Raw genomic sequence first — 25,334 nt, 5'->3', positions numbered from 1 at the left:
ACTGATTAATCTTTGAGTAACGGAACGATATAAAAACTATAAGGAAAAAATATGAGAAAAATATTTAAGCCGGTTTTATTGGCTACACTTTTTAGTGCCGCTCTTGTGGGTTGTACTTCAACAACTGAACCTCAGTGGGAAGCTGATACAACTTATGACCTAACTATTTTGCATACGAATGACCATCACGGTCGTTTTTGGCAAAATCGTCACGGTGAATACGGTATGGCTGCTCGTAAAACCTTGATTGATCAAATCCGCGCTGAAGTTGAAGGTGCTGGTGGTAGCGTATTATTATTCTCTGGTGGTGATATCAATACGGGTGTTCCTGAATCAGATCTACAAGATGCTGAACCAGATTTCAAAGGTATGAGCCTAATTGGTTATGATGCGATGGCATTAGGTAACCATGAATTTGATAACCCGCTTTCTGTACTTGAAAAACAAGAAAAATGGGCAAACTTCCCAATGCTGTCGGCTAATATCTACGACAAAGCAACAGGCGAACGTTTATTTAAACCTTATGAAATCTTCGTAGAGCAGGGTGTAAAAATCGCTGTTATCGGTTTAACAACAGAAGATACTGCTAAAATTGGTAACCCTGAATATATCAGCGGTATCGATTTCCGTGATCCAAAAGCAGAAGCGGCAGCGGTTATCGCAGAGCTTGAAAAAAATGAAAACCCAGATTTGATCTTTGCGGTGACGCATATGGGTCACTACCAAGATGCAAACTACGGTGTTAATGCTCCGGGTGATGTGACGTTAGCGCGTTCACTTCCAGAAGGTGCTCTTGATATGATCATTGGTGGTCACTCTCAAGAGCCAGTTTGTATGGAAGCATCTAAAAAAGCTTACTCAAACTTTAAGCCTGGTGATGATTGTGTACCAGACAAGCAAAACGGTACTTACATCGTACAAGCTCATGAATGGGGTAAATACGTTGGTCGTGCGGATTACAAATTTAAGAATGGCGAACTAGAGTTAGTTAGTTACCGTCTGATTCCTGTTAACTTAGTTAAAAAAATCAAAGTTGATGGTAAATCAAAACGCGTTCTTATTGAATCTAAAATCGCACAAGATCCTGAGTTACTTGAATTCTTAACGCCTTACCAAGAAAAAGGTCAAGCTGAGTTAAGCAATAAAGTAGCAGTGACTAACGGTAAACTTGAAGGTGACCGTAATGTTGTTCGTTTCAACCAAACAAACCTTGGTCGTTTAATTGCAAAAGCGCAAAAAGAACGAGCAAAAGCAGACTTTGGTGTGATGAATTCAGGTGGTGTACGTGATTCAATTGCTGCTGGTGATGTGACTTATAAAGATGTTTTAAAAGTTCAACCATTTGCTAACCAGTTAACTTATGTTGATATGACTGGTGCTGAAGTAATTGATTACCTTAATGTTGTAGCAACTAAGCCTATCGATACTGGTGCTTACGCTCAATTCTACGGAATCAGCATGAAGTTAGACCAAAACGGTGTTAACCAAGTTAAAATTGCAGGTAAAGCACTTGATCTAGCAAAAACATACCGTTTCTCAATTCCAAGCTTTAATGCTGCTGGTGGTGACGGATACCCAAATATTACGGGCCACGCTGGTTTTGTAAATACTGGTTTTGTTGATGCTGAAGTATTGAAAGAATACTTAGAGTCTAACTCTCCAATCAATGTTTCTGATTACGCACCAGCTGGTGAAATTAGTTACTAATTACGCATGAACTGCCTTAACGGGCAATTTAATAGTTAAAGAAAAGCCCGGTGTAGATTACATTTACACTGGGCTTTTTTATGCGAGGTTAACGTTGACAGTGACTACAATAAACGCTGTTTCTTGCGGCTAGCTTTACTGACGTTAAAGGTTTCTCGCAGCTTGGACATAACTCGCCTGTTTTACCGTAGATATGTAATGTTTGTTGAAAGTAGCCTGGTTTACCATCCCCACCAACAAAGTCTTTAAGTGTGGTGCCACCTTGCTTAATCGCTTGATCTAAAATAACCTTTATTGCATCAACCAAAACAATATAGCGTTTTAAGCTAATATTGTTGGCCGCTCGAATCGGACTGATCTTGGCATTAAATAAAGCTTCAGTTGCGTAAATATTACCGACGCCTGTGACCACCTTTTGATCCATAATAAATTGTTTTACAGGTATCTTTCTATTTCTTGATTCTTGGTACAACCATTCTGCAGTAAAGGCTTCTGATAATGGCTCTGGACCTAGGATACTTAACAATGGGCTTGCTTCTGGATCGTCTCCTAACCATAAAATGGCACCAAAACGTCTTGGATCGGTATAACGCAATAAGCAATCATTGAATTGAAAGTCGGCGTGGTCATGTTTTTGTGCTGGTGTATTTAATTCACAAATGCGTAAACTGCCCGACATCCCTAAATGGATCAACAGCGTGCCATTTTCAAAACGTAATAATAAATACTTAGCGCGTCGATCCACTTGTAATAATATTTTACCTTTTAATAGTGCGAGTAGGTCGCTAGGTATTGGCCAACGTAATTGATGGTGGCGTAATACAATATTATTAATTTTTTGTTTGGTTATATGAGGGCTAATACCGCGACGGCTTGTTTCAACCTCTGGTAATTCAGGCATAGTCTTATTGTCTCATTGTTGAATAATGCGTTTTATCTTAATGGGAAAAATAAGTTAATGCTAATCATACCAATCACAATAACTTGTCAAATGGACGAATAGCATCATTGTATATGGCTCTTATGAATTATCTTCCTAGAAATAAGCTCAGTTGATTACTTGGTAATGATAGGTACAGTTTTTCATTCACTTGTAAAACATAGTGGTCATTTTGCAATTGATGTAATTGAACAATGATCGGGTCTTTTTGTTCTGCAATAAAAAAACGTAGGATAAAGTCAGAGAGGAGGAAGCTTTGCTCTGTTAAGGTGTCCAGAGGGACTGTTTGCCAATTATTCACAACTTGCTGAAGCTTATCACTTGATATCCCCATACTTGGCTTACGTTGCCAATTTCGACCTACGCGAGTCAGTGTGTAATCTGGCGTTTGAATTTCTAGGATTGTAAATTCTTTAGGGATAACTGTGCTTTGTTTGGTTTCATGCGGTTCACGCAGGCGTTGGCTGAAATTAAAAATAAAAGTGATCAGTAAAATCCCAAAGATAAGTAAGTTATTAAATCCCTTCTTGGATAATCGCATCGGCATTCCTTATTTTATTTCAGGCATAAAAAAACCCAGTATAAACTGGGTTTTTTAAAGGTAAAATCAAAATTACTTGATTTTGCCTTCTTTGTAGATAACGTGTTTACGTACTACAGGATCAAACTTTTTGATTTCAAACTTTTCAGGCATGTTCTTTTTATTTTTATCAGTAGTATAAAAATGACCAGTGCCAGCGCTTGAATTTAAACGAATTTTATCACGCATTGTTAAGCTCCTTAAACTTTAACGCCATTAGCACGGATGTCAGTTAAAACTGCATCTATACCTTTTTTGTCGATGATACGCATACCTTTAGTAGTTAGGCGTAATTTAACAAAACGGTTCTCACTCTCAACCCAAAAACGATGTGTTTGTAGGTTAGGTAAGAAACGACGTCGTGTACGGTTCTTTGCGTGTGATACATTGTTACCAACAGCTGGACGCTTGCCTGTAACTTGACATACTCTAGACATGTCGAAATTCTCCAAAAATATTAGTTTTACTCGAGCAAAATAGTCGAACACCTTTTTTAGCCGTCGCCAAAGGCGTCGAGGGCGCATTTTATACATGATTGAGATTAAAAGATCAACAAATCTAAGAATAAATGCGTTAAATCCACCCTTTTTCTGCAAATGAGGTGTATTTTCCATCACCAATGATGAAATGGTCCAGTATTCTAACATCAATTAATTGCAGAGTGTTGACTAGTTTTTCGGTGATTTTTTTGTCTGATTCGCTAGCGGTTGGATCACCCGATGGATGATTATGAACAAGTATGATTGCTGCGGCATTTTCTTGCAGTACTTTTTGCACAATAACGCGAGGATGAACACTAGCACTATTAATTGTGCCAAAGAAAAATTCATGAAAGCGAATAACACGATGTTGACTGTCTAATAAAAGGGCGGCAAAGACTTCGTAGGGGTAATCTCGCATTTTTGCACTTAGGAATTGTTGTGTTTGGGTTGCGCTGGTGAGTGGATCTCCTTTCATTAAAGGTTCTTGCAGGAATCGGCGAGACATTTCTAATACGGCTTGTAATTGCACATATTTCGCTTGTCCTAACCCTCGGTGAGCACAAAACTCTGTTTCACTGGCAGAAAATAAGGCGCGCAATGAGCCAAAGTCGGTTAGTAATTGTCGCGATAAGGTCACTACATCTGTGCCTTGGCAGCCTGTGCGTAAGAAAATAGCTAACAATTCACTGTCAGTTAAACTATTTACTCCCTGTGAAATAAGTTTTTCACGCGGTCTTTCTTGTTTTGGCCATTGTTTAATTGATGTCAAATTGGAATTCCTCAAAAAATGAGAACAGTCTTAAATCTAGTTGAACTTCTGACATATTGCTTATAAATTTTGTGTTATTGTATTGAACATTTTTTTAACGACTTTTTAGAGAAACTTATGCGTACATTGTTACCCTTAGAAGGGAAGAAAATATTGTTAGGCGTTTGTGGTGGCATTGCTGCATACAAAAGCGCTGAATTAACCCGCCGCTTAATTGATCAAGGTGCGCAAGTTCGAATCGTTATGACTGCGTCTGCCAAAGAATTTATTACTCCTTTAACGATGCAAGCCGTCTCTGGCCATGCAATTTACGATAGTTTGTTGGATCCTCAAGCGGAAGCGGGAATGGGGCATATTGAATTAGCTAAATGGGCTGATTTAATTTTAGTGGCACCTGCAACTGCAAATACTGTTGCGCGTTTACGCGCAGGCATGGCGGATGAGTTGTTAACTACATTATGTATTGCTTCAGCTTCACCTATTGTGCTTGCTCCTGCAATGAATCAACAAATGTACCTGTCTGCCGCGACACAAGAAAATCTAAAAGTATTAAAAGAAAGAGGTTTTACTATTTGGGGACCCGCTCAAGGCCTTCAAGCTTGTGGTGATGTTGGTCCTGGACGATTATTGGAAGTGCCTGAATTAGTTGAACTTTGTTGTGAATTTTTTGCAGTGCCCGAGCAGCCTTTATCTGGCGTGAATGTAGTGATCACAGCAGGCCCAACACAAGAAGCTATCGACCCTGTACGTTATATTAGTAATCATAGTTCTGGAAAAATGGGATTCTCGTTAGCTGAGGCAGCCTTAGCAATGGGAGCTAATGTGACTGTTATTGCGGGTCCTGTTAATTTAACGTTGCCAACAAATATTAATCGTTTGAATGTGAAGAGTGCGCGTGAGATGCATCAAGCGGCATTAGATTCACTTGCAACCACGGATATCTTTATTGCTTGTGCAGCTGTTGCTGATTATCGTACTGAAGAAGTACATAGTGAAAAAATGAAAAAGAAAGCGGATACCGATACCATCACGTTAACCCTAGTAAAAAATCCTGACATTATTGCAGATGTTGCTAGTGCAAAAGATCGTCCGTTCTGTGTTGGTTTTGCTGCTGAAACCAATGATGTTGAAGCCTATGCACTAGGTAAGCTGCAACGTAAGAACCTAGATTTAATTGCAGCCAATGATGTCTCAGTGAGCACTCAAGGGTTTAACAGTGATAATAATGCATTAACTGTATTCTCTAAAGATAGCCGTTTTGATATTCCATTAAGCAGCAAAAAAGAAGTCGCTATCCAATTGCTTAAAGTTGTCAGTGAACAATTTAATAAGACAACTAAGAAATAATATTAATGAAACAAATCGCGCTTAAAATCTTAGACCCACGAATTGGTAAGGAATTTCCATTACCCGAGTACGCAACAATAGGCTCAGCAGGTTTAGATTTAAGAGCGTGTATTGATGATCAAGTAACAATTGCCCCCGGAGAAACAAAATTAATTGCTACAGGAGTTGCAATTCACATTGCTGATCCTACACTTGCAGCAACCATTTTGCCTAGAAGTGGTTTAGGGCATAAACATGGGATTGTATTAGGTAATTTAGTTGGCCTAATTGATTCCGATTACCAAGGTCCTTTAATGGTTTCTTGTTGGAATAGAAGCCAGCAAGCATTTACATTACAGCCTGGTGATCGTTTAGCCCAGTTAGTGTTTCTTCCGGTGGTACAAGCTTCTTTTGAAGTTGTTGAAGACTTTCAACAAACAGAACGTGGTGAAGGTGGCTTCGGTCATTCTGGAAAAAACTAGAAATAACGAAGGAAGTTATTGAAATGGCAGTACAAAATAATAAAAAGAAAATAAATAGGAAGGATAGCATTTTAAGCGCTTTAGCTATTATGCTTGAAGGAAAACCGGGACAACGTATTACAACGGCTAAATTAGCTGCTGAAGTTGGGGTCTCTGAAGCCGCTTTATATCGTCATTTTCCAAGTAAAGCGCGTATGTTTGAAGGTTTAATTGATTTTATTGAGACGGCTATTTTTAGCCATATTAATACGATCAAAGAACAGCAAAAAGATACTTTTGTCAGAATCGAACATATTATTCATTTCTTATTAGGTTTCGCTGAACAAAACCCGGGGATTACACGCATATTAAGTGGCGATGCCTTATTAGGGGAAAATGAGCGTTTACAATTACGTATCGAACATGTTTTTTCTAAAATAGAAACACAACTAAAACAAACATTAAGAGAGCGTCCAACATCAGATGGTCAAAAATTTGATATGGATGAAGCTATTTTAGCGAATCTTTTATTGGCTTATGTTGAAGGTCGTATGAATCAGTTTGTACGTTCGCAATTTAAGCAAAAACCAACCCAAAACTTTAAAAGCCAATGGCCATTTTTTCATAAACAATTAACACAGAGTTAATTTAGCAGGAGTTACACATGTCAGATCAGGGAAGTATATTAACATCAGAAGCGTTGGCAGAACGTTTTGAAGAGGGAGCATCAGTTATCGGAGATAGCATGGATTGGGTTGGCGACAACCAAGACCTTATTATCAGTTATAGCATGAATATTATATTTGCTATCGCAACGCTAGTTATCGGTTTGATGCTTGCACGAGTTATTGCTGGTGGTTTCCGTAAAGTATTAACAAAAAAACAATTAGACAGTACGATTGTTGATTTTATATCAAGCATGGTGCGTTATGTTGTTATTGCGTTTGTAGTGATTGCAGCATTAAGCAAAATCGGCGTTGAAACAACTTCTTTTGTTGCCATTATTGGTGCCGCGGGCTTAGCAATTGGCTTAGCATTACAAGGCTCACTATCTAACTTTGCTTCTGGTGTACTTATTATTGCTTTACGTCCATTTAAAGCGGGCGAATACATTGAAGCAGCAGGCACTGCCGGTGTTGTTGAATCAGTTCAAATTTTCTCAACAACATTAACGACTGCTGATAACAAGTATGTTGTAGTGCCAAACTCATCTATTTTAGGTGGCAACATTGTTAACTATTCACGCAAACCGACACGTCGTATTGATTTGATGATTGGTGTAAGTTATAGCGCTGATTTAGCAAAAACTAAAGCGGTATTAGAAGCAGTAATAGCAGCTAATGAAAAAGTATTACCAACGCCAGCACCGCAAGTAGCTGTTGCTGAATTAGCTGACTCAAGTGTTAACTTAGTTGTACGTCCATGGGTAAATGGTGGTGATTACTGGCCAGTTCGTTTTGAATTAATGGAAGCGATTAAAAACGGTCTTGATGAAGCAGGTATTGAAATTCCATTCCCGCAAATGGATATCCATACTGATAAGTAAGCTTCAATTACTTACTCTTAGTAAAAACCAGTCCTAGACTGGTTTTTTTATGCCTGAAATTTGAATGTTAAAGACAAGTTTATATTATGTACAAAATGGAACTTAATAGTAGAAGGAGACTGATTGGACTTCTTGGGGATCGTTTCTTTAGACAATAAAAAACCTCTGGTAGTGATTAACTAGCAGAGGTTTTATGATTAATCGTTAATATTTAGCTAACCATCATCATTTAGAAAGTTTAATTAATAACTGCAACAGGACCCGTCCAGCTAACCACTTCACCATTAATCTTGACACTTGTTTCTGTGCTTGCATCGACGCCTACAAGGTTAGATACACAAACTTTGATGTGTTTACCAGTGACTAAGTGAAGTGCTACCACAGACGCTTTATCGTCTGCTTGCAATACTTCAACAGTTTCTACTTGGCCACGTGCATTTAAGCTTGCTTCAACTGATTCATTAAAGTAACCATGCGTTTCGTACACATTAGCAAATAAATGGTTGGCTGCTTTTTGACGTAACATAAATAGTGGTTCGTTACGTAAGTTGAAGTCTGGATCATTGGCACCAGTTCGAGCAAAAATAACTTCACTATCTGCATTTGCACTGCTAATAAGTGAGTAATAACTATCACCCATCAACCAAGTTGTTAGCGATGAGCCTTCAACTTTACCTTGTCCAAGGTTCCAAAGGTGCTGATAACCATGTGCATCACCTAGTGTATTTAAGCTTTTGTGTGTTTGGTATTCAAAATCAGTGCGAATGATTTGCCCTTTGTAATGAACAGGGTAATCATAGGTGTGCTCTTCTTCACTGATAATGCGGAATAGATCCACGATAAGTGGTTTTTCGAACGCTTCAGACTCAAGCATGATCACCGTACGCTGTTGATCAACACCTTGGTAATAATCTCGAGCAAAAGCACTCATTGCTTGCAGTTTACCGTCACCTAGCAGGGTGAAATGCTTCTCACCGTTGTGTTGTTGTGCAATCGCAGTAACGCCTTGGTTTTGGCTTGTTTGGTCAATAACAACTGTGTTATGCGCAATGGTTTGCTTACAGTAGCTCTTGTTTTCTGGAATGTAACGACCACCAAATTTAGGCTCAATATTAACCCAACGACCGTAACCGTAATCGTTAATAAACTCTTGGTTGTTGTTGAACAGGCTTAGATGTAAACCATCAAAATGACCATGATCTAGCGCTGAGTGAAGTTTTGCATCACTACCGTGTTGGCCGTACCAAAGTAGTGCCATGCTGTCGTCTGACTTAGCATCACGATGACGTAGAATGGTTACACCGCCACATTCGCCTTCGGCACCGTCTGTTAGGCTTAAGCTGCCCCAGTTAAAGTTAGGGACTTCAGCATTGTTTTCTAATGCATTAGATAACGTTGCACCTGTGTTATGAACCCATACGTGGTTTTGGTGTTTAGCCATTGCTAATAACGTTTCGTTTTGTTCGTAACGATCAAAACAGATATTAGTCGCTAATAAGATACCAAGGTCTTTAATGTCCATGGTACGAGATGAATCGTTTAGTGCTGGTAATGTTCCATCTGGGAACGCTGTTGACATTACAGCGTAAGCAGTGGTTTTAATGACTTCATTTTTTAGTTTGTAAATACCCACTTCAGGTTGACGACGTTCAATTGCTTCAGCAAATAAGAAGATTGGACGTAACGAGAAGCGATGGTAATACGGGCCTTCCATGTAGTAACCGTCAGGCGAAAATAATTGCGTTAATTGCGCAATGAAACCACCAGAAACACTATCGCCTTTTAAGCCGTATAATGCTTTGTCTACCGTTGCTTGATCATTAATTGCGTAAGCACAGATACCAGCACTCGCCACTGACCATAAACCGTGGTTATGAATGATGTCGAAGTTTTCTGCATAAGTAACAACAAACATTTCAAGCATCACTTTGAACAAGTCATTTTCAATAAGTTGTTGTTGCTCTTCAGTTAGTTCATGGCGAATACAAGAGTAAGCGCACGATGAATATAGCATCCACATGTTTTCGTTTAATGTTTGGTGAAATAAACGGCCTGGTTTATTTGAATCACGGCTGATGTTTAATTCGCGGTGCTTATAAACTTTTGCATATTCCACTAACATGGTGGTTGCGTAATCTAGGTAACGTTTCTCACCAGTAATAAGATATAAACGACCAGCTAGATCTAAATGAATATAATTTTGTTTGTGACGGTTATGCTCATAGCCGCCAGCTTCGCCGTGTCCCGGGATTTCAATGCCGATTGGCATATAAGCTTCAAGCGCTTTAATTTCTTCTGCAATTGAGTGACCAATTAGCGAGTCTGCTCCTACGTGTTGACGTAATTCAGCAGCTTGTTCATAGCTCATTAGTAGTGGTTGATAACTCATTCTTAAGACCCTTTTGTTTCTACGGCAACAAATCCTTGCCAGCTGTATGTTGTATTATTAAATTCGATAGAGGTTTGGCTTTGTTCTGTTGCATCTGGTTTATTATTAACCATTACTGTTAATGCAAAATCGTCTGCAATGACTTCTACAACCGTAGCCTCATCGTTAAAGCCAACGATATTGATTGAATGTACTTTGCCGCGAGCATCTAAACTTGCTTCTACTGATTCGTTAAAGTAACCATGTGTTTCGATAACATTAGCGAATAGGGCATTCTTAGCTTGGCGACGTAAAATTAAGCTTGTTTCACTACGCAGGTTAAACGAAGGATCGTTAGCGCCAGTACGTGTAAAGAACACTGTATCATCCGCTGATGAAGCACTTAACCATGTGTAGTAGCTGCTACCTTGTAACCAGCTTACTAAACTTGTGTCTTTTGCTGCAGGCCCTTCACTTTCATTCCACAAATGTTGGTAACCAAAATCATCGCCCATTGGATTTAATGTTGAATGTTGTTTATGTTCAACATTAGTGCGAATAATTTGACCTTGATACTGTAAAGAATAATCGTATTGATGTGCTTCTTCACTGATTAAACGGAATAAATCAATGAGCAATGGTTTAGCTAATTGCTCATGTTCAACTAAAACTAGTGAACGCTGTTGGTCAACACCCGGATAAAAGTCGTAAGCATACGCACTCATTGCTTGTGTTTTACCGTTACCGATAAAGAAATGTGGTGTGCCGTGTTTGTTGTCAGCGGTCTCAACATCAAAGTTATTTTGACAACCAGCATCAACAGAAACTAAGTTATGTGCAATCGTTTGACGTGAGTAAGATTTGTTTTCATCAAGGTAACGACCACCAAATTTTGGCTCGACGTTCACCCAACGACCAAAACCGTAATCGCGTAATACTTCTTGATTGTTATTGAAGTAAGTCATACCTAGTGTATCAAAGTGACCATGGCCCATGCCGTGTTGGCCGTAGTTCATCACCAATTGGCTGATATCACCTTGCTCATTTTGCATACGGATAAAGCCTTGAGCGCCTTTATCGCCGTCTGGACCTTCATTTAGCTCTACGCTTGGTAGACAAGGAAGTTCAACGGATACTTGTGCTTCATAAGCTTGAGATAGTGCAACCCCACAACCGCTAACCCAAATTTGCTCTTGGATTTTTGCAATGCCAAATAGGTTGGTATCTTCAGGGTAATGTTTTGCGTATAGACTAACTGCAATTACAACACCTTCATCTTTAATATTCATGCTTTTAGAAGCATCATTTAAAGAAGGGAACACACCGTTTGGATACGCTGTTGATAATAGTGATTGGATTGTTTTAGCAATCACTTGTCCTTTAAAGTTGAAGATATCTAATTCAGGACGGAAACGTTGTGTTAGTTCAGCCAATATACATAATGGACGAATTGCATAACGATGGTAATAAGGACCTTCAATGTAATAACCTGATGGTGCAAATAAGTTGCTTAGCTGCGCAAGGAAACCGCCTTGTATATCATCACCAGCCAAACCGTGAAGTGCTAAGTCGATGTATTTCTCTTGGCCAATTGCTGCGCCACAAGCTGCCGTTGCTGCAACAGCCCAAACGCCGTGGTTATGAATGCGATCAAAATCGAAGTGATATTTTACCGTCGCGACTTCTAACATTGGTTCAAATAACTTACCAACAATATGCTGGCGTTGCGCTTCAGATAACCAGTGACTAATACAGCTGTAACCAAGGCTCGCATAAAGTAACCAAACATGTTCGTTAAGCATTTGGTGGAATAAACGACCCGGAGGGTTGGTATTGCGTTGTTCTTGGAAGCCTAGTACTAGATATTTGTCAGCGTATTGAGTTAGTAAGTCTGCAGCGTATTGAGCGTACTTCTCGTCACCTGTGATTAAGAATAAACGACCGGCTTGATCAATATACTTATAATTTTGCTGATGTTTGTTATGAGCATAACCGCCTGCTGGGCTATGACCCGGTACATCGATAGGTTGTTCGATGTAGCTATCAGTGTCACTGATTAGTGCTGCTAGACTCAACCCCATTAAGCTGTCTTTGCCTAATTCTTGTTGGATTGCATCGATTTCTTGTGGATCCATGAGAACGGCGTTGATATTAGCTGGCATAGTGACCTCGTTGCTTAAAGTGAATATAAAATAGGGCTGTAAAGTAATACAAATGAGGTTAAAAATCATCTTAATTTTTTATTCTTTGAGTACAGTGTCCCTCTTTTTTTGAAGTTGTTTTCTTATCTGTGCCTAACGATATTAACTTCGATAATATCGAGAATCATTTTTACAGCTTGTTTGATGTTATTTTGTGATCCAGATCATTCCCAATGGCTTTTTGTATTACAAATAAAGGTGCGTAAGGTACAATTTTGCATCATAAGATCAATAAATTGATTTAATAATGCAGTTAACATTGATCCAACAATTGGTTCCCGAATCTATTCGCTGTATCATCCCGTGTAATACAAATGATGTTCAGCTTTGGGCAGCTTAATATATGAGATTGGTTTTGATATACTTATTGAATTCCAACTAACAAGCTATATCAATGCTATGTAGCTCAATGGAAATCCTTTCTGGTATCTTGTTCGTTCAAGCAAGCAGAAACCTGCAGCTGTTACAGCTGAATTACCATGTGAATTAATGCAGGAACTTTGTATTAAACACCTTCTAACTATATTGGTTTAAATGCCGATATAATAAATTATGTATAGAAAATAGAGTAAATAGAGGCTACAAATGGGTAATCTAAATATCGCTTTAATCGGCGAGTGTATGATTGAGTTACAGGAAGTTAATGGTGTTTTACGCAGATCTTTTGGTGGAGACACACTAAATACAGCCGTATATTTATCACGTTTAACAGCAGGTAAAGACGTTAATGTTAGTTATGTAACTGCATTAGGACAAGACCAAATTAGCCAAGAAATGGTTGATGCTTGGAATGCAGAAGGAATTGATACTCAATTTGTGCAACGCTCTGAAACGAGACAGCCTGGTTTATACATGGTTGAAACGGATGATACAGGTGAGCGTAGTTTCCTTTACTGGCGTGATGCTGCAGCTGCAAAATTCTGGCTTGAAACTGCAAGTGATGAGTTAATCGAATCATTATTAAAACAAGATGTAATTTACTTATCTGGTATTAGCTTAGCGATTTTACCGCCAGCTAGCCGTGAAAAACTCTATGATCTACTTGCTCGCTATAAAGCGGCGGGTGGTAAAGTTTACTTCGATAATAATTACCGTCCTAAACTATGGAACTCTGCAGAAGAAGCGGCTGAAGGTTTTAAACGCATCTTAGCTGTTACACATACCGGCCTATTAACTTTTGATGACGAACAAGCTTTATTCGGCGATACAAAAGTTGAAGAGTGTATTGAACGTACTCGTGCATTAGGCGTTGAAGAGATTGTTATTAAACAAGGTGGCGGCGAATGCTTAATCATCACTGCTGATGATTCAATTAGTGTTGCTGCACAAAAAATTGCACCTAAGGATGTTATTGATACAACGGCTGCTGGTGATTCTTTTGCTGCTGGTTACTTATCAAGACGTACACTGGGTGAAACGACTGTTGCTTCTGCTGAAAAAGCACATCAAGTAGCAAGTACAGTGATACAACATAAAGGCGCAATTATTGATATGAAATACATTGCCCCATTTGTAGATTAATAATTAATACTTAGGAAAGTAAAATGACAACATTAAACGATAAACTAAAAGAACTTAAAGTAATTCCTGTAATTGCAATTAAAGATGCTGCAGATGCAGTGCCACTAGGTAAAGTACTAGTTGAAAACGGCATGCCATGTGCTGAAATTACATTCCGTACTCCAGCTGCTGCACAAGCAATCAAAAATATGCGCGAAGCATTTCCTGATATGTTAATTGGTGCAGGTACTGTATTAAACAGTGCAACGGTTGATGCTGCAATTGATGCGGGTGTTGATTTTGTTGTTAGCCCTGGTTTTAACCCAACTACGGTTAAATACTGTCAACAACGTAACATGCCAATTATTCCAGGTGTAAACAGCCCATCTTTAGTTGAGCAAGCAATGGAAATGGGATTAGATACAGTTAAATTCTTCCCTGCTGAACCTTCTGGCGGTGTTTCAATGTTGAAATCATTAACTGCTGTTTACCCTGTAAACATCATGCCTACAGGTGGTGTTTCACCAGCTAATATCAACAACTACTTAGATATTGACGCAGTATTAGCTTGTGGCGGTACTTGGATGGTTCCAGCGAACTTAGTTGATAATCGTGAATGGGACAAAATTGCTGAATTAGTTAAAGAAGCTGTTGCCGCTTTAAAATAATAATTTAAGTTATACCAATTGTATTAAATAACTGATCTAAATTTTACGCTGGAAAAATAGCTTAGTTTGAGGCGTAAATTGATGTAAATGGTTGTTCCCTTTACGAAGTTTACAACGAAAAAATAAGTTATTTTAACAAGTAAAATAGATCAGTTACTTACTATGATTGGTATTATTTATAATAAAAAACCTCGATTAGTCATAATCGAGGTTTTTTTATGTCTATTGAAAAATGAAGGTGCTTATCGATTAAAGAGAGATCTCAAGCGATAGTGTATTAAACCTTTTCTGAATCGTTAACCGCTTGGTTCTTATCTAGCTCTTCATCTTCAGGCAAAGGTTGACCCGTATAAGCATGTAAGAAAGCTTCACATAGCAATTCACTGTTAGTTGCATGGCGGAGGTTATTCACTTGGCGTCGTGTACGCTCATCCGTTAGTATTTTTAATACTTTAGTTGGTATTGAAACCGTTACCTTTTTAACTTGCTCACTTTTTTTTCCGTGCTCAGCATAAGGGCTAATATATTCGCCATTCCACTCTTTTGACATAGTAATAACCTTTTAAAAAATATGTTTCATTTTACCTTGAGATTTTCGACATAGCAATTTGAGCGTAAAGAGACCTAGAAGTCTAGCAACCTAATTCGATATTTATCAAGTTAACATTAGAAAGTTTCATGTTGAATTTAATTGGTTGACAATAATTAATATAAACTTTACATTGCAACCGTAAAGACGTTTAGATGGCTAAATAAGAAGAGGCAAGAATGAATACAGAAGCAGACTATTTTACTGCAAAGCACTTATCGCAATTAAACCAAAATATAGGAGATATTAAGCATCCTATTGATGTTTCTTTTGAGTTCTTTCCGCCAGCTTCTAAAAAAATGGAAAATACCCTATGGGATTCTATTGAGCGTTTAAAAACATTAAAGCCCAAATTTGTTTCTGTGACTTACGGTGCGAACTCGGGAACGCGTGATACAACCTATGAAATCATTAAAGATATTAAAACGAAGACAGGTTTAGTCGCTGCGCCTCATTTAACTTGTATCGATGCAAGCAAAGAAGAGTTGCGTGAAATAGCGAAAGAATATTGGAACAATGATATTCGCAGTATTGTTGCGTTACGTGGTGATATTCCCGAAGGAGGAGCTAGACCGCATATGTATTCAACGGATCTGGTTAAATTATTAAAAGAAGAAGCTGATTTTGATATTTCCGTTGCTGCTTATCCAGAAAAACACCCTGAAGCGAGTTCAGCACAGTTTGATTTAGATGTTTTAAAAGCAAAGTTTGATGCGGGTGCCAATAGGGCAATCACACAATTTTTCTTCGATGCTGAAACTTATTTAAGGTTCCGTGATAAATGTGTGAAGCAAGGCATTGAAGGTGAAATTGTCGCTGGTATTTTACCTGTTTCTAACTACAAAACGTTAGTTAAGTTTGCTGGAATGACCAATGTGCATGTTCCTGATTGGATGCATAAACTTTATCAAGGTACTGAAAATGATGAGGCAACACGTTTATTAATCGGTGCAAATCAATCCATGGAAATGGTTAAGGCGTTAACTATTGAAGGTGTGAAAGACTTTCACTTTTATACTTTAAATAGAAGTGATTTAAGCTATGCGGTTTGTCATTCACTAGGATTAAGAGCAGATAATGCTTCTTGATCAGAGGTTTTGTTATTGCTGCTTTTAAAAGGATTTAACGACAGCGTTTTATCTTCATTAAGCGTGATATCGTAGAATTGAGGCAGATTAAAATTAATTTGGTCATCCGCTGAACTCGATACTTGGCTATTTGATGCGTAGAAGCGATTTACATTTTGTACAAAATCATCTTTTGATCCTGCAAAGTTTAAAAATGTTTCTACATCATTCTCAGCATTGGCGATATAAACATTAAAACCACCATTATAATTTTCAAAGAAGAATTGAATTAAACCTTCACTGATATGGGATTCAATGACATTACCCGTTTGATCGAAATGCGTTGTTTTTAAGTTAATCGAGCTTGCTGATAGCTTTTTGCGTGAAATATGGCTGTAGATGTCAACGGCACTTTCTAAATGCTGCAATGACACGCCTTTACGCTCAAAATAAAAACCAAATTTTCTACCGCCAGTCCATAAAGTTTGCACTGAATTGGTATGCTCTGTTTGTAAACGCAATTTAATAAACTCACTGAGTTTGCTACCAAAGGATTGGCAGATCTGTTCACTAAAATGGCGACTATAACAAAATAGATCGATTTGCTCTGGTGGTGACGCATCCTGATGCATTTTGGAAAGGATTGTATTCAGCGCCTCAACGACTGAAAACTCACTATTAAAGTGCAGCGTTCTTACTTCATTCCATGAGTTGCGATAAATAAAGTCGATACTTCCTATCAAGCTTTCTTTATGTTCACCGTAAGCCATTACATTATCAATCTGATTTAATTCACTTTCTTCAGTGTCTTGCCAGTGCCTTGTTGGGTCTTTTTCTACATTTAAGAAAATAGAAAGGTGTTTGATTGCACAAGGTGCGCTTAATGCTTTATCGCTTGCTTTAGGCACATAAATTGGGAACACAGCATATAAATCTTTAGCGAATTGGTTTAAGTTTTTATCAACTAAATCAGAGCCTTGGTTATATAAATGAAGCTTGGTATCTTCTTCATATAAACCATTCATGTAACTCCATGCTATCAATTTGGATAAGTAAGGAGAGTAAGCGATGGAAGGCGTGGTTGCTAGTTCAAAGGTGTCTAATGTACTGTTAAATAAATACCAACCAATTTTATTGTTTTTACTTTCAGGAATTTGAATGAAACTTAGGTTTTTCTCAGCTAAATTCGGAGAAATATTAGGATTAATAATATCTACTTTACCGGGCAGTGTTTCATGGGCTGCATACAATTTGCGAGATAATATCCCGATATCTTCTGCGCTGATAGATTCACTAATATTATTATTACGTGCAAACTTGATAAGGTTGCGGTAACTCAGCATTAACGCATCGAGCAATAAACCATTGGCTTGCTGTACTTCTCGAATTTTCCAGTTATTACGATTATCTAAGTCAGCAATCTGATTGTCTGTCCAACCCCATTGCTTAATTAATTTATCTAAAATAGTACGGCGCCAAGCTGTATTTTCATCGTTCGAAGATTTCGACATCATCTCTTCGGTTTTAAAGTAAAAACAAACGCGTACTAGTTCTAATCGTTGTAAATCGTTAGTGCTAATTAAATAATCACTTACTTTGCTAAGCATAAGACAGTAGCTATCTAGATGCTCGTCGTAAAAATCTTGTTCTTGAAAGCTTTTTTTGTATGAGGTGGAAATAAGCTCAGTATTAGGATATTCCCAAGAGTAGGCTTCCATTAAAATTGTTTTTAATGTGGCTTTATAAGGATGATCTATGCCTTTATAAAGTTGCCATAGCGTTGCACCAAATAATTCTTCCGCAGGAACGCAAGCCAACCCACCTAAATCTAACCAATCATCAGGATTAATGCCGCCAGTTTCACTGAGCTCTTTTACATATTCATCGTAATGATATTCATGCTGGTGTGGAATTTGACGCCATAAAATACATTTGCCCGCCACCCTTAAAGAAGAGCGGTAAAATTCATCCAATAGCAACATGTGTTGAGAAGTACCACAAGCGTCATTACTTAATGCTGATTTGTTTTTAATGCGAAATTTGTTATCAGGAATGAGAAAGAAGTTTAATTCAACGCCTAAGCTTTCTGCCCAGAATGTAATTTCCCATGATTTTTTATCAAGTAACTCTATGCGCTCTGGATCAAGCTTGTGTGAATAACAAATCCAAATATCTAAATCACTTTCAGAACATTGTCCAATTGAAGAGGTGCTCCCCATTGCGTATAAACCAATGATTTCAGAATCGAGTTGGTCATTTTCAGGGAGTTTATTTGAAAATAGCTTTTGGCTTAATAATTGATGCTCTTCAGTTGGTTCAAACTGCCAAATACCTTTTGGCACATCACCTTGGATATAGCCTGGTAAAGAAGGATCATTGAAGTGTAATAATAGGGGAAATATTCGAAAGACGTCAGCTTCATCTTCTTTCATCAACGCAATTGCGGATTTTAGGCGTAGACGAGTGAACTTGTCTGCTTTGTCGCGTAATTGGATGATTTCTTGATTCAATCTGGGTTCCATTCATACAGGAGTTATTGGCAACTCACTCCAAAAAAGTGTGATGATTATAACATTACTTATGGTTATTGGTAAATAAAGTGTTCAATTCAAGCGAGGGGGTGAAGATAGCATTCTCCCTGATATGACAGGGAGAATTAGAAACAATTTAGTTTTCAACTATTTGATACGGTAATGGTGCGTAATAAAGGGTTGAATCATTGATTTCTTTTATTTGAAAAACATCCTCTGTATTGGTGTCTTTTGCTAGCACAGCGAGTATTTCAATATGCCCATCACCATATTGGCTGCCAGAAATCACTGTGCCTGCTCGCTTCCAATTATTGTTTAATAGCACTTCAACAGTTTGTCCTGCTTTTGGACAATCCACAGCGCGACCCGTTAAGATAAACAATGCGCGTTTATTGGCACCACGGTATTTTGCGCGAGCAATGGTTTCTTGTCCTATATAGCAACCTTTTGTGAAACTAATACCATTTAATGCCTGTAGGTTAAGCATTTGAGGAATAAATTGCCCTGACGTTTCTGCTTCAACAAAGCCAACGCCTGAAGCAATGTTCATTGCATTCCAAAGGCTATCATCAAACTTTTCAGCTTTATCCTGTAGTTTTGTCAATTGCGCAGTTGCCGCTTCATTCTTCATAAGAATTAAGTAACGTAACGAAGGGTAGGGCTGTTTGATAACCAATGTGCAATCGCTAAGTAATTGGCTTGTTTTAGCAGTTGCTGATGAGTCAATTTCAGTGGTGATGTATTCTGTTGATTTACTCCCTGCTAAACCAAAAAATTGATACTCAGTTTCTTTTTCTATCGTGACTTTAGAAAAAGCGGCATATTTTCTTAATTCAGGTAGTTGTACATCAGAAACTGAACTTGGTTGAGTAAATAAAATGCGATCTTGTAAGGCGATAACTCTACAAAGACTCCAGACCTTACCTTGTGGGTTGCAATGTGCTGCTAAAGTTTGCTCTCCAACTTCTAATTTTTCAACATCACAAGTTAACTGCCCTTGTAAAAAGGTAACACGGTCTTCACCTGTTATACTGATTAAATCCCAGTTATCTAGTGGGCAAAGAACTAAGTCTGGTAATTGACTGATATTCTCAAGTTGGCTAAGTGTTAGCATGTTTGACCTCATTATTGGACGAATTTGTTTATTATACCCGTTAGACCTTGAACTTTCTGCTTAGAGTAGGTGCACCTTGAGTGAATCTAGGTATATTAACGAATATATAATGTTATAGCTCACAACCTATTTTGTCAGTAGTTGCTGTTAATAAAATGTTGTTGTTATGATGTTGTGCACTTTATGCAATTACCTCAAATTTTTTATTCATTAAAAAGGAAATATCAATCATGCCAAAAGACGTATCTCTTCCGCGGTTATTATGGGCTTGTCGTCGCGGTATGTTAGAGCTTGATGTCTTATTTATGCCTTTTGCAAAAGAGGCTTATAGTGATCTTAATGATAAACATAAATTAGTATTTCAACGTTTATTAACATTAGAAGATCCTGAATTATTTGCTTGGTTTATGGGGCATGAAGCTTGCCCAGATCCAGATCTTGCTGAAATGATTGAGATTATCCTCAAGCGTGTCAAAGTATAGTATTACAAGTAAAGCGTCATGGCTTGCTAAAATATTAGTAGTAATGGTTTTTACTATTACTGCTATTTTATTAATATTGTTATGGGGTGTTGGCTGGTTTAGTGCCCTGTTTTTAATTGCTTATAGCGTTTGTTTTATCTATTTTTTCTCTTCTTTACAATTCAAACCTTTCCAGTTTTTGCTTTCAGATAACGGTTTTATTGAAGTAGAAAAACCAACTCCATTGACAGGGAAAATTAGCGCGAGATCATTTTATAACGCTTGGGTGATATTTCTATGTGTTGAAGAGCATGATCCATTATTGATTCATGGTGGGGGAGCACACAATCAATCAAAAAAATGGTTTTTCGTATTTAATGATAGTGTTGACGAGCAATATTATCGTTTAATTGCTCGCCTTATTGTCAGTGCGCGTTGGGCTTAGCTTCTATTGGGATCTAAAATAGTTGGCTGAGTTGTTTCGGCTTGATTTGGATAGTCTAAGTTGTAATGTAAGCCGCGACTTTCTTTTCTTGATATTGCACTTTTTATAATTAACTCAGCAACTTGCACCAAGTTTCTTAATTCAAGTAAATTATTGCTCACTTTAAAGTTACTATAATATTCGGTAATTTCATGCTGCAATAATTCAACACGGCTCAACGCCCTTTGTAAGCGTTTGTCTGTGCGTACAATGCCAACATAATCCCACATAAATAGACGTAATTCATGCCAGTTATGTTGAATAACAACCTGTTCATCTGAGTTTTCAACTTTGCTTTCATCCCAATCAGGTATGTTTGGAAACTTACGCTGTTTGTGAGATGAAATACGATGAGCAATATCCTTTGCAGAAGCATGGGCATAAACAATACATTCTAAAAGCGAATTAGAGGCTAATCGGTTCGCACCATGTAAGCCTGTATAAGTAACTTCGCCAATGGCATATAAACCATCAATGTCTGTTTGTCCGTGATGATCAATCATCACTCCACCACAAGTGTAATGGGCTGCCGGAACGATTGGCATTGGCTCTTTGGCGATATCAAGACCTAGCGCTAAGCAGCGTTGATAGATAGTTGGGAAATGTTTAATTATAAATTCTTTAGGCTGGTGGCTAATATCTAGATACATGCAATCGACACCTAAGCGTTTCATTTCATAATCGATAGCACGGGCAACAATATCGCGAGGGGCTAATTCTCCACGCTCATCAAAATCTGGCATAAAACGCGTACCGTCAGGGCGCAATAATAATGCACCTTCTCCGCGCAATGCTTCGGTTAGTAAAAAGTTTTTTGCATCCGCATGATATAAGCATGTTGGATGAAATTGATTGAATTCCATATTTGCAACACGACAACCACTGCGCCATGCTAATGCAACACCATCACCACTCGAAACATCAGGGTTACTTGTATATTGATAAACTTTACTAGCACCACCGGTTGCAAGCGTAACAAAGTGGGCCTTGATGGTTTCTACTTTTTCTTCGTTACGATTCCAAACGTAAGCACCTAAAACACGATTACCTGGTAAGTTGAGTTTTCGTGTCGTAATAATATCAATGGCATTAAAGCCTTCCATCAAGGTGATGTTGGGGTGTTTTTTAACCGCCTCTAAAAGAGATTCTTCTATTTCTCTGCCTGTTGCATCGGCGGCATGTAGAATTCTTCGATGGGAATGTCCACCCTCGCGGGTTAGATGATATTGCGTTTCTTCTTGTGCGTTAACTTCGGTATCAAACTCAACACCAGTATCAATTAACCACTGCATACTTTCTTTAGCGTTATCAACGGTGAAGCGTACAGCGTCTTCATCACACAAGCCTGCGCCCGCAATTAATGTATCTTGAACATGGGAGTCAGTACTATCGTCATCAGAAAATACAGCTGCAACCCCGCCTTGTGCATAATAGGTTGAACCTTCAGATAGTTTGCCTTTGCTCAATACTCTTACTTTGGTATTAGCTGCAATTTTGAGTGCTAAGGACAAACCTGCAGCACCTGCTCCTACAATTAAGACATCACACGTATTTTTATCTTCTGTTGTTGTTTTATTTTCAGCCATGGCATTATATGCTCTATTAGGGTTAAATTAGTTAACTAACATTCCGAGTTCTTTGCAGTTTATCCAAAAAAACACATGTTTTGAATTTATTTGGAACTTTCTTTTTTTATAAAAGTCATAACTGTGAGAATAGATAGCTCACAATAAATATAGGTAGAAAAGCTCAATGAATGAGCGTGAATTAGATTTACAGTTAATACAACGTATTCAAAATGGTGAGCAGCAAGCATTTTCATTACTAGTACGTAAGTACCAAACGCGCGTGGCTAATATATTAACTCGTTATGTGCGTAGCACTGGTGATATTCCAGATGTGTCGCAAGAGGTATTTATCAAAGTATATCGTTCGTTACCCAACTTTCGTGGTGATAGCGCATTCTATACTTGGTTATTTCGTATAACGGTTAATACAGCTAAAAACTACTTAACAAGTCAAAGTCGACGTCCACCTGCATCCGATATCGATGCTGATGAGGCTGATAGCTATGATGGTAGTGGTGCTTTAAAAGATGAAGATAATCCAGAGGCTATTTTACATTCTCAGGAAGTGAAGCGAGTTATTTTAGATACAATCAATAACTTACCAGATGAATTAAAGTCTGCGATAACGTTACGTGAACTTGAAGGTATGAGTTACGACGAAATTGCACAAATTGAAGGTTGCCCAATTGGCACCGTGAGATCTCGTATTTTTAGAGCTCGCGAAGCGATTGATAAGCAGTTAAAACCTTTATTGGAAAATTAATTGGAACTTACAATGAAAGAATACGCACAAGACCTATCATCACTTATCGATAATGAGCTTGATGAAGAAACGGTTATTAATGAAATCCTTGAAGATGCTGAGTTACAACAGCAGTTTTCAAGATATCAATTAATGGGTGATGTAATGCGTGATGAAAGCAATGGCTTTGATTTACGTATTGATGTCACGGATAGTGTTATGGCGGCTATTGCTAATGAAGTACAAAAAGACAATGTTGTGCCTTTGGCTTCAAAAGTAAAGCCTGCAAATAATGTAGTTCCATTCATGAAACGATTTGGCCAATACGCAATTGCAGCCTCTGTTGCAGGTGTTGTTGTGGTTAGTAGTTTGATGGTGAACCAAAACTCAGTAACGGATCCAAGTGTTACACCTGTATTGAGTACTGTTCCATTTGGTGGTGCAGCGGCTCCAGTAAGTCTGCAAGTTGCTCCTTCAAGTACAAAAGATGAAATTAAAGAGCAAAATGAACGTTTAGAAGCGTTATTAAAAGATCATCAGTTGCAGTTACAAATACAACCTTAAGGTTAAAAATGAAACATCAGTTATTTTTAGTTGGGTTATTTTCTATTTCAACGTTGTTTGTCTCTTCAGAAGTGACTGCGACAACAGGAATAATCCAACCCAATGTGGAAAAAACAGAAAAGCACGTTCGTTTGACCGCATTGGCTTATCTGGAAAATATGAAGCAAGCCTATAAAGAGCTTAATTTTGAATTGCTTTATGTTAATACAGGTGGGAGTAAAATAGAGCCTAAACAGCTAATACATGGTGTTATTGATGGAAAGCGTATTGCTTATTTTTGTTATCTAAATGGCTCGATGCGAGAATCGTTGCAATTTGATGGAAAAATTAGTTTTTACGAACAAGGCAATCAAGCTTACAGTCTTGCAAGCAGGCGTGATCAAAGTGTATTTTCCAATATCACTAGTTTTGACTTTGAAAATGGCACCCAAAATTACGAATATATCATTCTAGGTAAAGGTAGAATCGCTGGTAAAAAAGCAATTGCCATTAGAATGGCAAGTAAAGATGAGTTTCGTTACAGTTATATTGTATGGTTAGATCTTAATAGTTACTTACCATTACGCTTGGATACCATTAGTAAAGCGAATTTAATTATTGATCAAACCATGGCTATTTCACTTAAAGTGACAGATACGATTAATCCATGGATTGCACAGCTCAGTGAGAAGAGAATTCCTGAAGTCTTGCATCTCGCTAAAATGGATGTTGAAGAAGCAGCTAAATGGCAATTACATTGGATCCCTGAAGGCTTCAAAATAGTTAAAAACGATCAACATAAATTAATGATGCATGATATTGAACCTGTTTCTTACATTATGATAAGTGACGGAATAGTGTCTGTGTCTATTTATATATCAAGCACTCAATCATCTTCTTCAGATCAACAAAGTATTATCCAACAGGGCGGCACGTTGTTATATACAAAGCATCAAGAGAAACTGGAAGTAAATATTATTGGTGAAATACCTATTGCAGCAGCAGAGCGTGTTGCTTCTTCAATTAGAGTGGCTAAATAATGCTTAAAGAAAGTGGGCGAATTATTGATATTAAAATAATTGATGGTGAAAAAACCGCAATTGTTGAATGTATTTCAAAATCTGCCTGCAAGTCTTGTAGTAGTAATGATAATTGTGGTGTTGGAGTTGTTGCAAAGAGCTTAAGCGATAAAGCGCATCATTTATCGCTGCCATATAAAGAAGGAATGATCGTTAATGAGGCGATAGATCTATTTATTGAAAATAAAGATATCGTTAAAAGTTCCTTAATTGTCTATGTTATCCCGCTACTCACATTTGTTATTGGAACAATATTAGGTTATTCATTTGTGAATAGCGAACCAGTAATTATCTTTATTTCACTATTTTCTTTAGCAATTGGCGTGCTCACAGCCAAAAAAGTTTCTTCAAAGCTATATCCAATCAACACACTAAGCGGATTAATCAGTACAAAATAACCACCATATAAGTGTTATTTTAAACAATTTGTTTGTTAATTAAGCAAACGGAAATTAATCACAATAAAACGCTTGCCAATGAAAACTCAATCCCTATAATGCGCATCCACGGAAACGGGAACAACGTTAAGTTAACTCGATTCTGAGAATAAAAAGAAAGCTAAAAAGCTTTGACATTATTCGAAAGGCGCGTAGTATACGCCGCCTAGC

At 37.9% G+C, this 25,334-nt stretch carries 25 protein-coding genes; 14 read left to right on the top strand and 11 right to left on the bottom strand.

What is annotated here, in order from left to right:
- Positions 1–51 precede the first annotated feature (51 nt).
- Positions 52–1,707 (top strand): bifunctional UDP-sugar hydrolase/5'-nucleotidase UshA, encoded by a 1,656-nt coding sequence (ushA, locus tag E2R67_RS13990; protein ID WP_134291576.1) that lies wholly within the window; start codon positions 52–54, stop codon positions 1,705–1,707.
- An 88-nt stretch (positions 1,708–1,795) separates the two neighbouring features.
- Here the strand turns inward: ushA and mutM are convergent, their stop codons facing one another.
- From mutM to radC, 5 genes are all read right to left on the bottom strand, one after another.
- Positions 1,796–2,608, bottom strand: a complete 813-nt coding sequence (mutM, locus tag E2R67_RS13985; protein WP_134291575.1) for a bifunctional DNA-formamidopyrimidine glycosylase/DNA-(apurinic or apyrimidinic site) lyase — start codon at positions 2,606–2,608, stop codon at positions 1,796–1,798.
- Between the two features lie 127 nt (positions 2,609–2,735).
- Complete coding sequence (locus E2R67_RS13980; protein WP_134291574.1) at positions 2,736–3,188, bottom strand: hypothetical protein; 453 nt, start codon at positions 3,186–3,188, stop codon at positions 2,736–2,738.
- 72 nt (positions 3,189–3,260) lie between these two features.
- Entirely contained in the window at positions 3,261–3,416 is a 156-nt protein-coding gene (gene rpmG / locus E2R67_RS13975) for a 50S ribosomal protein L33 (RefSeq protein ID WP_025562982.1), read from the bottom strand.
- An 11-nt stretch (positions 3,417–3,427) separates the two neighbouring features.
- Positions 3,428–3,664: a 50S ribosomal protein L28 gene (gene rpmB, locus E2R67_RS13970; protein WP_134278229.1), complete on the bottom strand. Its 237-nt coding sequence runs from the start codon at positions 3,662–3,664 to the stop codon at positions 3,428–3,430.
- A 136-nt stretch (positions 3,665–3,800) separates the two neighbouring features.
- The gene (gene radC, locus E2R67_RS13965; protein WP_134291573.1) at positions 3,801–4,478 is read right to left on the bottom strand and encodes a RadC family protein; all 678 of its coding nucleotides are present in this window, start codon (positions 4,476–4,478) and stop codon (positions 3,801–3,803) included.
- A 117-nt stretch (positions 4,479–4,595) separates the two neighbouring features.
- On the opposite strand from radC, the gene coaBC reads away from it, so the two are divergent.
- The 4 genes from coaBC (at position 4,596) to E2R67_RS13945 (ending at position 7,811) form a co-directional block, all read left to right on the top strand.
- Positions 4,596–5,825: a bifunctional phosphopantothenoylcysteine decarboxylase/phosphopantothenate--cysteine ligase CoaBC gene (coaBC, locus tag E2R67_RS13960; protein ID WP_134291572.1), complete on the top strand. Its 1,230-nt coding sequence runs from the start codon at positions 4,596–4,598 to the stop codon at positions 5,823–5,825.
- 5 nt (positions 5,826–5,830) lie between these two features.
- Positions 5,831–6,286 carry a dUTP diphosphatase gene (gene dut, locus E2R67_RS13955; RefSeq protein WP_134291571.1) on the top strand — a complete coding sequence of 152 codons (456 nt, stop codon included), beginning with the start codon at positions 5,831–5,833 and terminating at the stop codon, positions 6,284–6,286.
- Between the two features lie 23 nt (positions 6,287–6,309).
- Positions 6,310–6,912: a nucleoid occlusion factor SlmA gene (slmA, locus tag E2R67_RS13950; RefSeq protein WP_134291570.1), complete on the top strand. Its 603-nt coding sequence runs from the start codon at positions 6,310–6,312 to the stop codon at positions 6,910–6,912.
- An 86-nt stretch (positions 6,913–6,998) separates the two neighbouring features.
- Complete coding sequence (locus E2R67_RS13945) at positions 6,999–7,811, top strand: mechanosensitive ion channel domain-containing protein (RefSeq protein ID WP_208379539.1); 813 nt, start codon at positions 6,999–7,001, stop codon at positions 7,809–7,811.
- 238 nt (positions 7,812–8,049) lie between these two features.
- Here the strand turns inward: E2R67_RS13945 and E2R67_RS13940 are convergent, their stop codons facing one another.
- On the bottom strand, positions 8,050–10,200 hold the full coding sequence (locus tag E2R67_RS13940; protein ID WP_134291568.1) for a heparinase II/III domain-containing protein: 2,151 nt from the start codon (positions 10,198–10,200) through the stop codon (positions 8,050–8,052).
- A 2-nt stretch (positions 10,201–10,202) separates the two neighbouring features.
- Entirely contained in the window at positions 10,203–12,341 is a 2,139-nt protein-coding gene (locus E2R67_RS13935; RefSeq protein WP_134291567.1) for a heparinase II/III domain-containing protein, read from the bottom strand.
- 624 nt (positions 12,342–12,965) lie between these two features.
- Between E2R67_RS13935 and kdgK the strand changes: the two genes are divergently transcribed.
- Together kdgK and E2R67_RS13925 are read left to right on the top strand one after the other, a co-directional pair.
- The gene (gene kdgK / locus E2R67_RS13930; RefSeq protein ID WP_134291566.1) at positions 12,966–13,901 is read left to right on the top strand and encodes a 2-dehydro-3-deoxygluconokinase; all 936 of its coding nucleotides are present in this window, start codon (positions 12,966–12,968) and stop codon (positions 13,899–13,901) included.
- 23 nt (positions 13,902–13,924) lie between these two features.
- A complete protein-coding gene (locus E2R67_RS13925; RefSeq protein WP_134291565.1) occupies positions 13,925–14,548 on the top strand; it encodes a bifunctional 4-hydroxy-2-oxoglutarate aldolase/2-dehydro-3-deoxy-phosphogluconate aldolase in 624 nt (207 codons plus the stop codon).
- Between the two features lie 277 nt (positions 14,549–14,825).
- Here E2R67_RS13925 and metJ read toward each other — a convergent pair whose 3' ends face one another.
- A complete protein-coding gene (metJ, locus tag E2R67_RS13920) occupies positions 14,826–15,098 on the bottom strand; it encodes a met regulon transcriptional regulator MetJ (protein WP_134291564.1) in 273 nt (90 codons plus the stop codon).
- Between the two features lie 218 nt (positions 15,099–15,316).
- On the opposite strand from metJ, the gene metF reads away from it, so the two are divergent.
- Positions 15,317–16,225, top strand: a complete 909-nt coding sequence (gene metF, locus E2R67_RS13915; RefSeq protein WP_134291563.1) for a methylenetetrahydrofolate reductase — start codon at positions 15,317–15,319, stop codon at positions 16,223–16,225.
- Here the strand turns inward: metF and E2R67_RS13910 are convergent.
- Together E2R67_RS13910 and ygfZ are read right to left on the bottom strand one after the other, a co-directional pair.
- Entirely contained in the window at positions 16,189–18,714 is a 2,526-nt protein-coding gene (locus E2R67_RS13910) for a class I adenylate cyclase (protein ID WP_166739395.1), read from the bottom strand. The genes metF and E2R67_RS13910 overlap by 37 nt on opposite strands.
- Before the next feature lie 157 nt (positions 18,715–18,871).
- A complete protein-coding gene (ygfZ, locus tag E2R67_RS13905; protein ID WP_134291561.1) occupies positions 18,872–19,849 on the bottom strand; it encodes a tRNA-modifying protein YgfZ in 978 nt (325 codons plus the stop codon).
- A 230-nt stretch (positions 19,850–20,079) separates the two neighbouring features.
- On the opposite strand from ygfZ, the gene E2R67_RS13900 reads away from it, so the two are divergent.
- Together E2R67_RS13900 and E2R67_RS13895 are read left to right on the top strand one after the other, a co-directional pair.
- A complete protein-coding gene (locus tag E2R67_RS13900) occupies positions 20,080–20,331 on the top strand; it encodes an FAD assembly factor SdhE (protein ID WP_134291560.1) in 252 nt (83 codons plus the stop codon).
- Positions 20,318–20,755, top strand: coding sequence for a protein YgfX (locus E2R67_RS13895; RefSeq protein WP_134291559.1), 438 nt, complete (start codon positions 20,318–20,320; stop codon positions 20,753–20,755). The genes E2R67_RS13900 and E2R67_RS13895 overlap by 14 nt, the downstream gene beginning before the upstream one ends.
- On the opposite strand, the gene nadB is transcribed toward E2R67_RS13895, so the two are convergent.
- Positions 20,752–22,380 (bottom strand): L-aspartate oxidase, encoded by a 1,629-nt coding sequence (gene nadB / locus E2R67_RS13890; protein WP_134291558.1) that lies wholly within the window; start codon positions 22,378–22,380, stop codon positions 20,752–20,754. The genes E2R67_RS13895 and nadB overlap by 4 nt on opposite strands.
- 166 nt (positions 22,381–22,546) lie before the next feature.
- Between nadB and rpoE the strand changes: the two genes are divergently transcribed.
- Genes rpoE through E2R67_RS13870 form a run of 4 tightly spaced genes read left to right on the top strand, consistent with a single transcriptional unit; the run spans position 22,547 to position 25,124 of the window.
- On the top strand, positions 22,547–23,125 hold the full coding sequence (rpoE, locus tag E2R67_RS13885) for an RNA polymerase sigma factor RpoE (RefSeq protein WP_134291557.1): 579 nt from the start codon (positions 22,547–22,549) through the stop codon (positions 23,123–23,125).
- Positions 23,126–23,137: 12 nt separating this feature from the next.
- Positions 23,138–23,668 carry a sigma-E factor negative regulatory protein gene (locus E2R67_RS13880; protein WP_134291556.1) on the top strand — a complete coding sequence of 177 codons (531 nt, stop codon included), beginning with the start codon at positions 23,138–23,140 and terminating at the stop codon, positions 23,666–23,668.
- Between the two features lie 8 nt (positions 23,669–23,676).
- Positions 23,677–24,687, top strand: a complete 1,011-nt coding sequence (locus tag E2R67_RS13875) for a MucB/RseB C-terminal domain-containing protein (RefSeq protein ID WP_134291555.1) — start codon at positions 23,677–23,679, stop codon at positions 24,685–24,687.
- Positions 24,687–25,124, top strand: coding sequence for a SoxR reducing system RseC family protein (locus E2R67_RS13870; protein ID WP_134291554.1), 438 nt, complete (start codon positions 24,687–24,689; stop codon positions 25,122–25,124). The genes E2R67_RS13875 and E2R67_RS13870 overlap by 1 nt, the downstream gene beginning before the upstream one ends.
- Positions 25,125–25,334: the final 210 nt, after the last annotated feature.

It is taken from the genome of Psychromonas algicola, assembly GCF_004378355.1.
Taxonomy (GTDB): domain Bacteria; phylum Pseudomonadota; class Gammaproteobacteria; order Enterobacterales; family Psychromonadaceae; genus Psychromonas.
This window is presented reverse-complemented; position numbering and strand designations above follow the sequence as displayed.

What these genes read in the sequence shown, in the direction of transcription:
- rpoE (WP_134291557.1), top strand. Translation starts at nt 22,547, where the DNA reads ATGAATGAGCGTGAATTAGATTTACAGTTAATACAACGTATTCAAAAT.
- E2R67_RS13925 (WP_134291565.1), top strand. Translation starts at nt 13,925, where the DNA reads ATGACAACATTAAACGATAAACTAAAAGAACTTAAAGTAATTCCTGTA.
- metJ (WP_134291564.1), bottom strand. Translation starts at nt 15,098, where the DNA reads ATGTCAAAAGAGTGGAATGGCGAATATATTAGCCCTTATGCTGAGCAC.
- rpmG (WP_025562982.1), bottom strand. Translation starts at nt 3,416, where the DNA reads ATGCGTGATAAAATTCGTTTAAATTCAAGCGCTGGCACTGGTCATTTT.
- E2R67_RS13880 (WP_134291556.1), top strand. Translation starts at nt 23,138, where the DNA reads ATGAAAGAATACGCACAAGACCTATCATCACTTATCGATAATGAGCTT.
- ushA (WP_134291576.1), top strand. Translation starts at nt 52, where the DNA reads ATGAGAAAAATATTTAAGCCGGTTTTATTGGCTACACTTTTTAGTGCC.
- ygfZ (WP_134291561.1), bottom strand. Translation starts at nt 19,849, where the DNA reads ATGCTAACACTTAGCCAACTTGAGAATATCAGTCAATTACCAGACTTA.
- E2R67_RS13900 (WP_134291560.1), top strand. Translation starts at nt 20,080, where the DNA reads ATGCCAAAAGACGTATCTCTTCCGCGGTTATTATGGGCTTGTCGTCGC.
- E2R67_RS13875 (WP_134291555.1), top strand. Translation starts at nt 23,677, where the DNA reads ATGAAACATCAGTTATTTTTAGTTGGGTTATTTTCTATTTCAACGTTG.
- dut (WP_134291571.1), top strand. Translation starts at nt 5,831, where the DNA reads ATGAAACAAATCGCGCTTAAAATCTTAGACCCACGAATTGGTAAGGAA.
- E2R67_RS13935 (WP_134291567.1), bottom strand. Translation starts at nt 12,341, where the DNA reads ATGCCAGCTAATATCAACGCCGTTCTCATGGATCCACAAGAAATCGAT.
- mutM (WP_134291575.1), bottom strand. Translation starts at nt 2,608, where the DNA reads ATGCCTGAATTACCAGAGGTTGAAACAAGCCGTCGCGGTATTAGCCCT.
- rpmB (WP_134278229.1), bottom strand. Translation starts at nt 3,664, where the DNA reads ATGTCTAGAGTATGTCAAGTTACAGGCAAGCGTCCAGCTGTTGGTAAC.
- slmA (WP_134291570.1), top strand. Translation starts at nt 6,310, where the DNA reads ATGGCAGTACAAAATAATAAAAAGAAAATAAATAGGAAGGATAGCATT.
- E2R67_RS13870 (WP_134291554.1), top strand. Translation starts at nt 24,687, where the DNA reads ATGCTTAAAGAAAGTGGGCGAATTATTGATATTAAAATAATTGATGGT.
- kdgK (WP_134291566.1), top strand. Translation starts at nt 12,966, where the DNA reads ATGGGTAATCTAAATATCGCTTTAATCGGCGAGTGTATGATTGAGTTA.
- E2R67_RS13980 (WP_134291574.1), bottom strand. Translation starts at nt 3,188, where the DNA reads ATGCGATTATCCAAGAAGGGATTTAATAACTTACTTATCTTTGGGATT.
- nadB (WP_134291558.1), bottom strand. Translation starts at nt 22,380, where the DNA reads ATGGCTGAAAATAAAACAACAACAGAAGATAAAAATACGTGTGATGTC.
- E2R67_RS13940 (WP_134291568.1), bottom strand. Translation starts at nt 10,200, where the DNA reads ATGAGTTATCAACCACTACTAATGAGCTATGAACAAGCTGCTGAATTA.
- metF (WP_134291563.1), top strand. Translation starts at nt 15,317, where the DNA reads ATGAATACAGAAGCAGACTATTTTACTGCAAAGCACTTATCGCAATTA.
- coaBC (WP_134291572.1), top strand. Translation starts at nt 4,596, where the DNA reads ATGCGTACATTGTTACCCTTAGAAGGGAAGAAAATATTGTTAGGCGTT.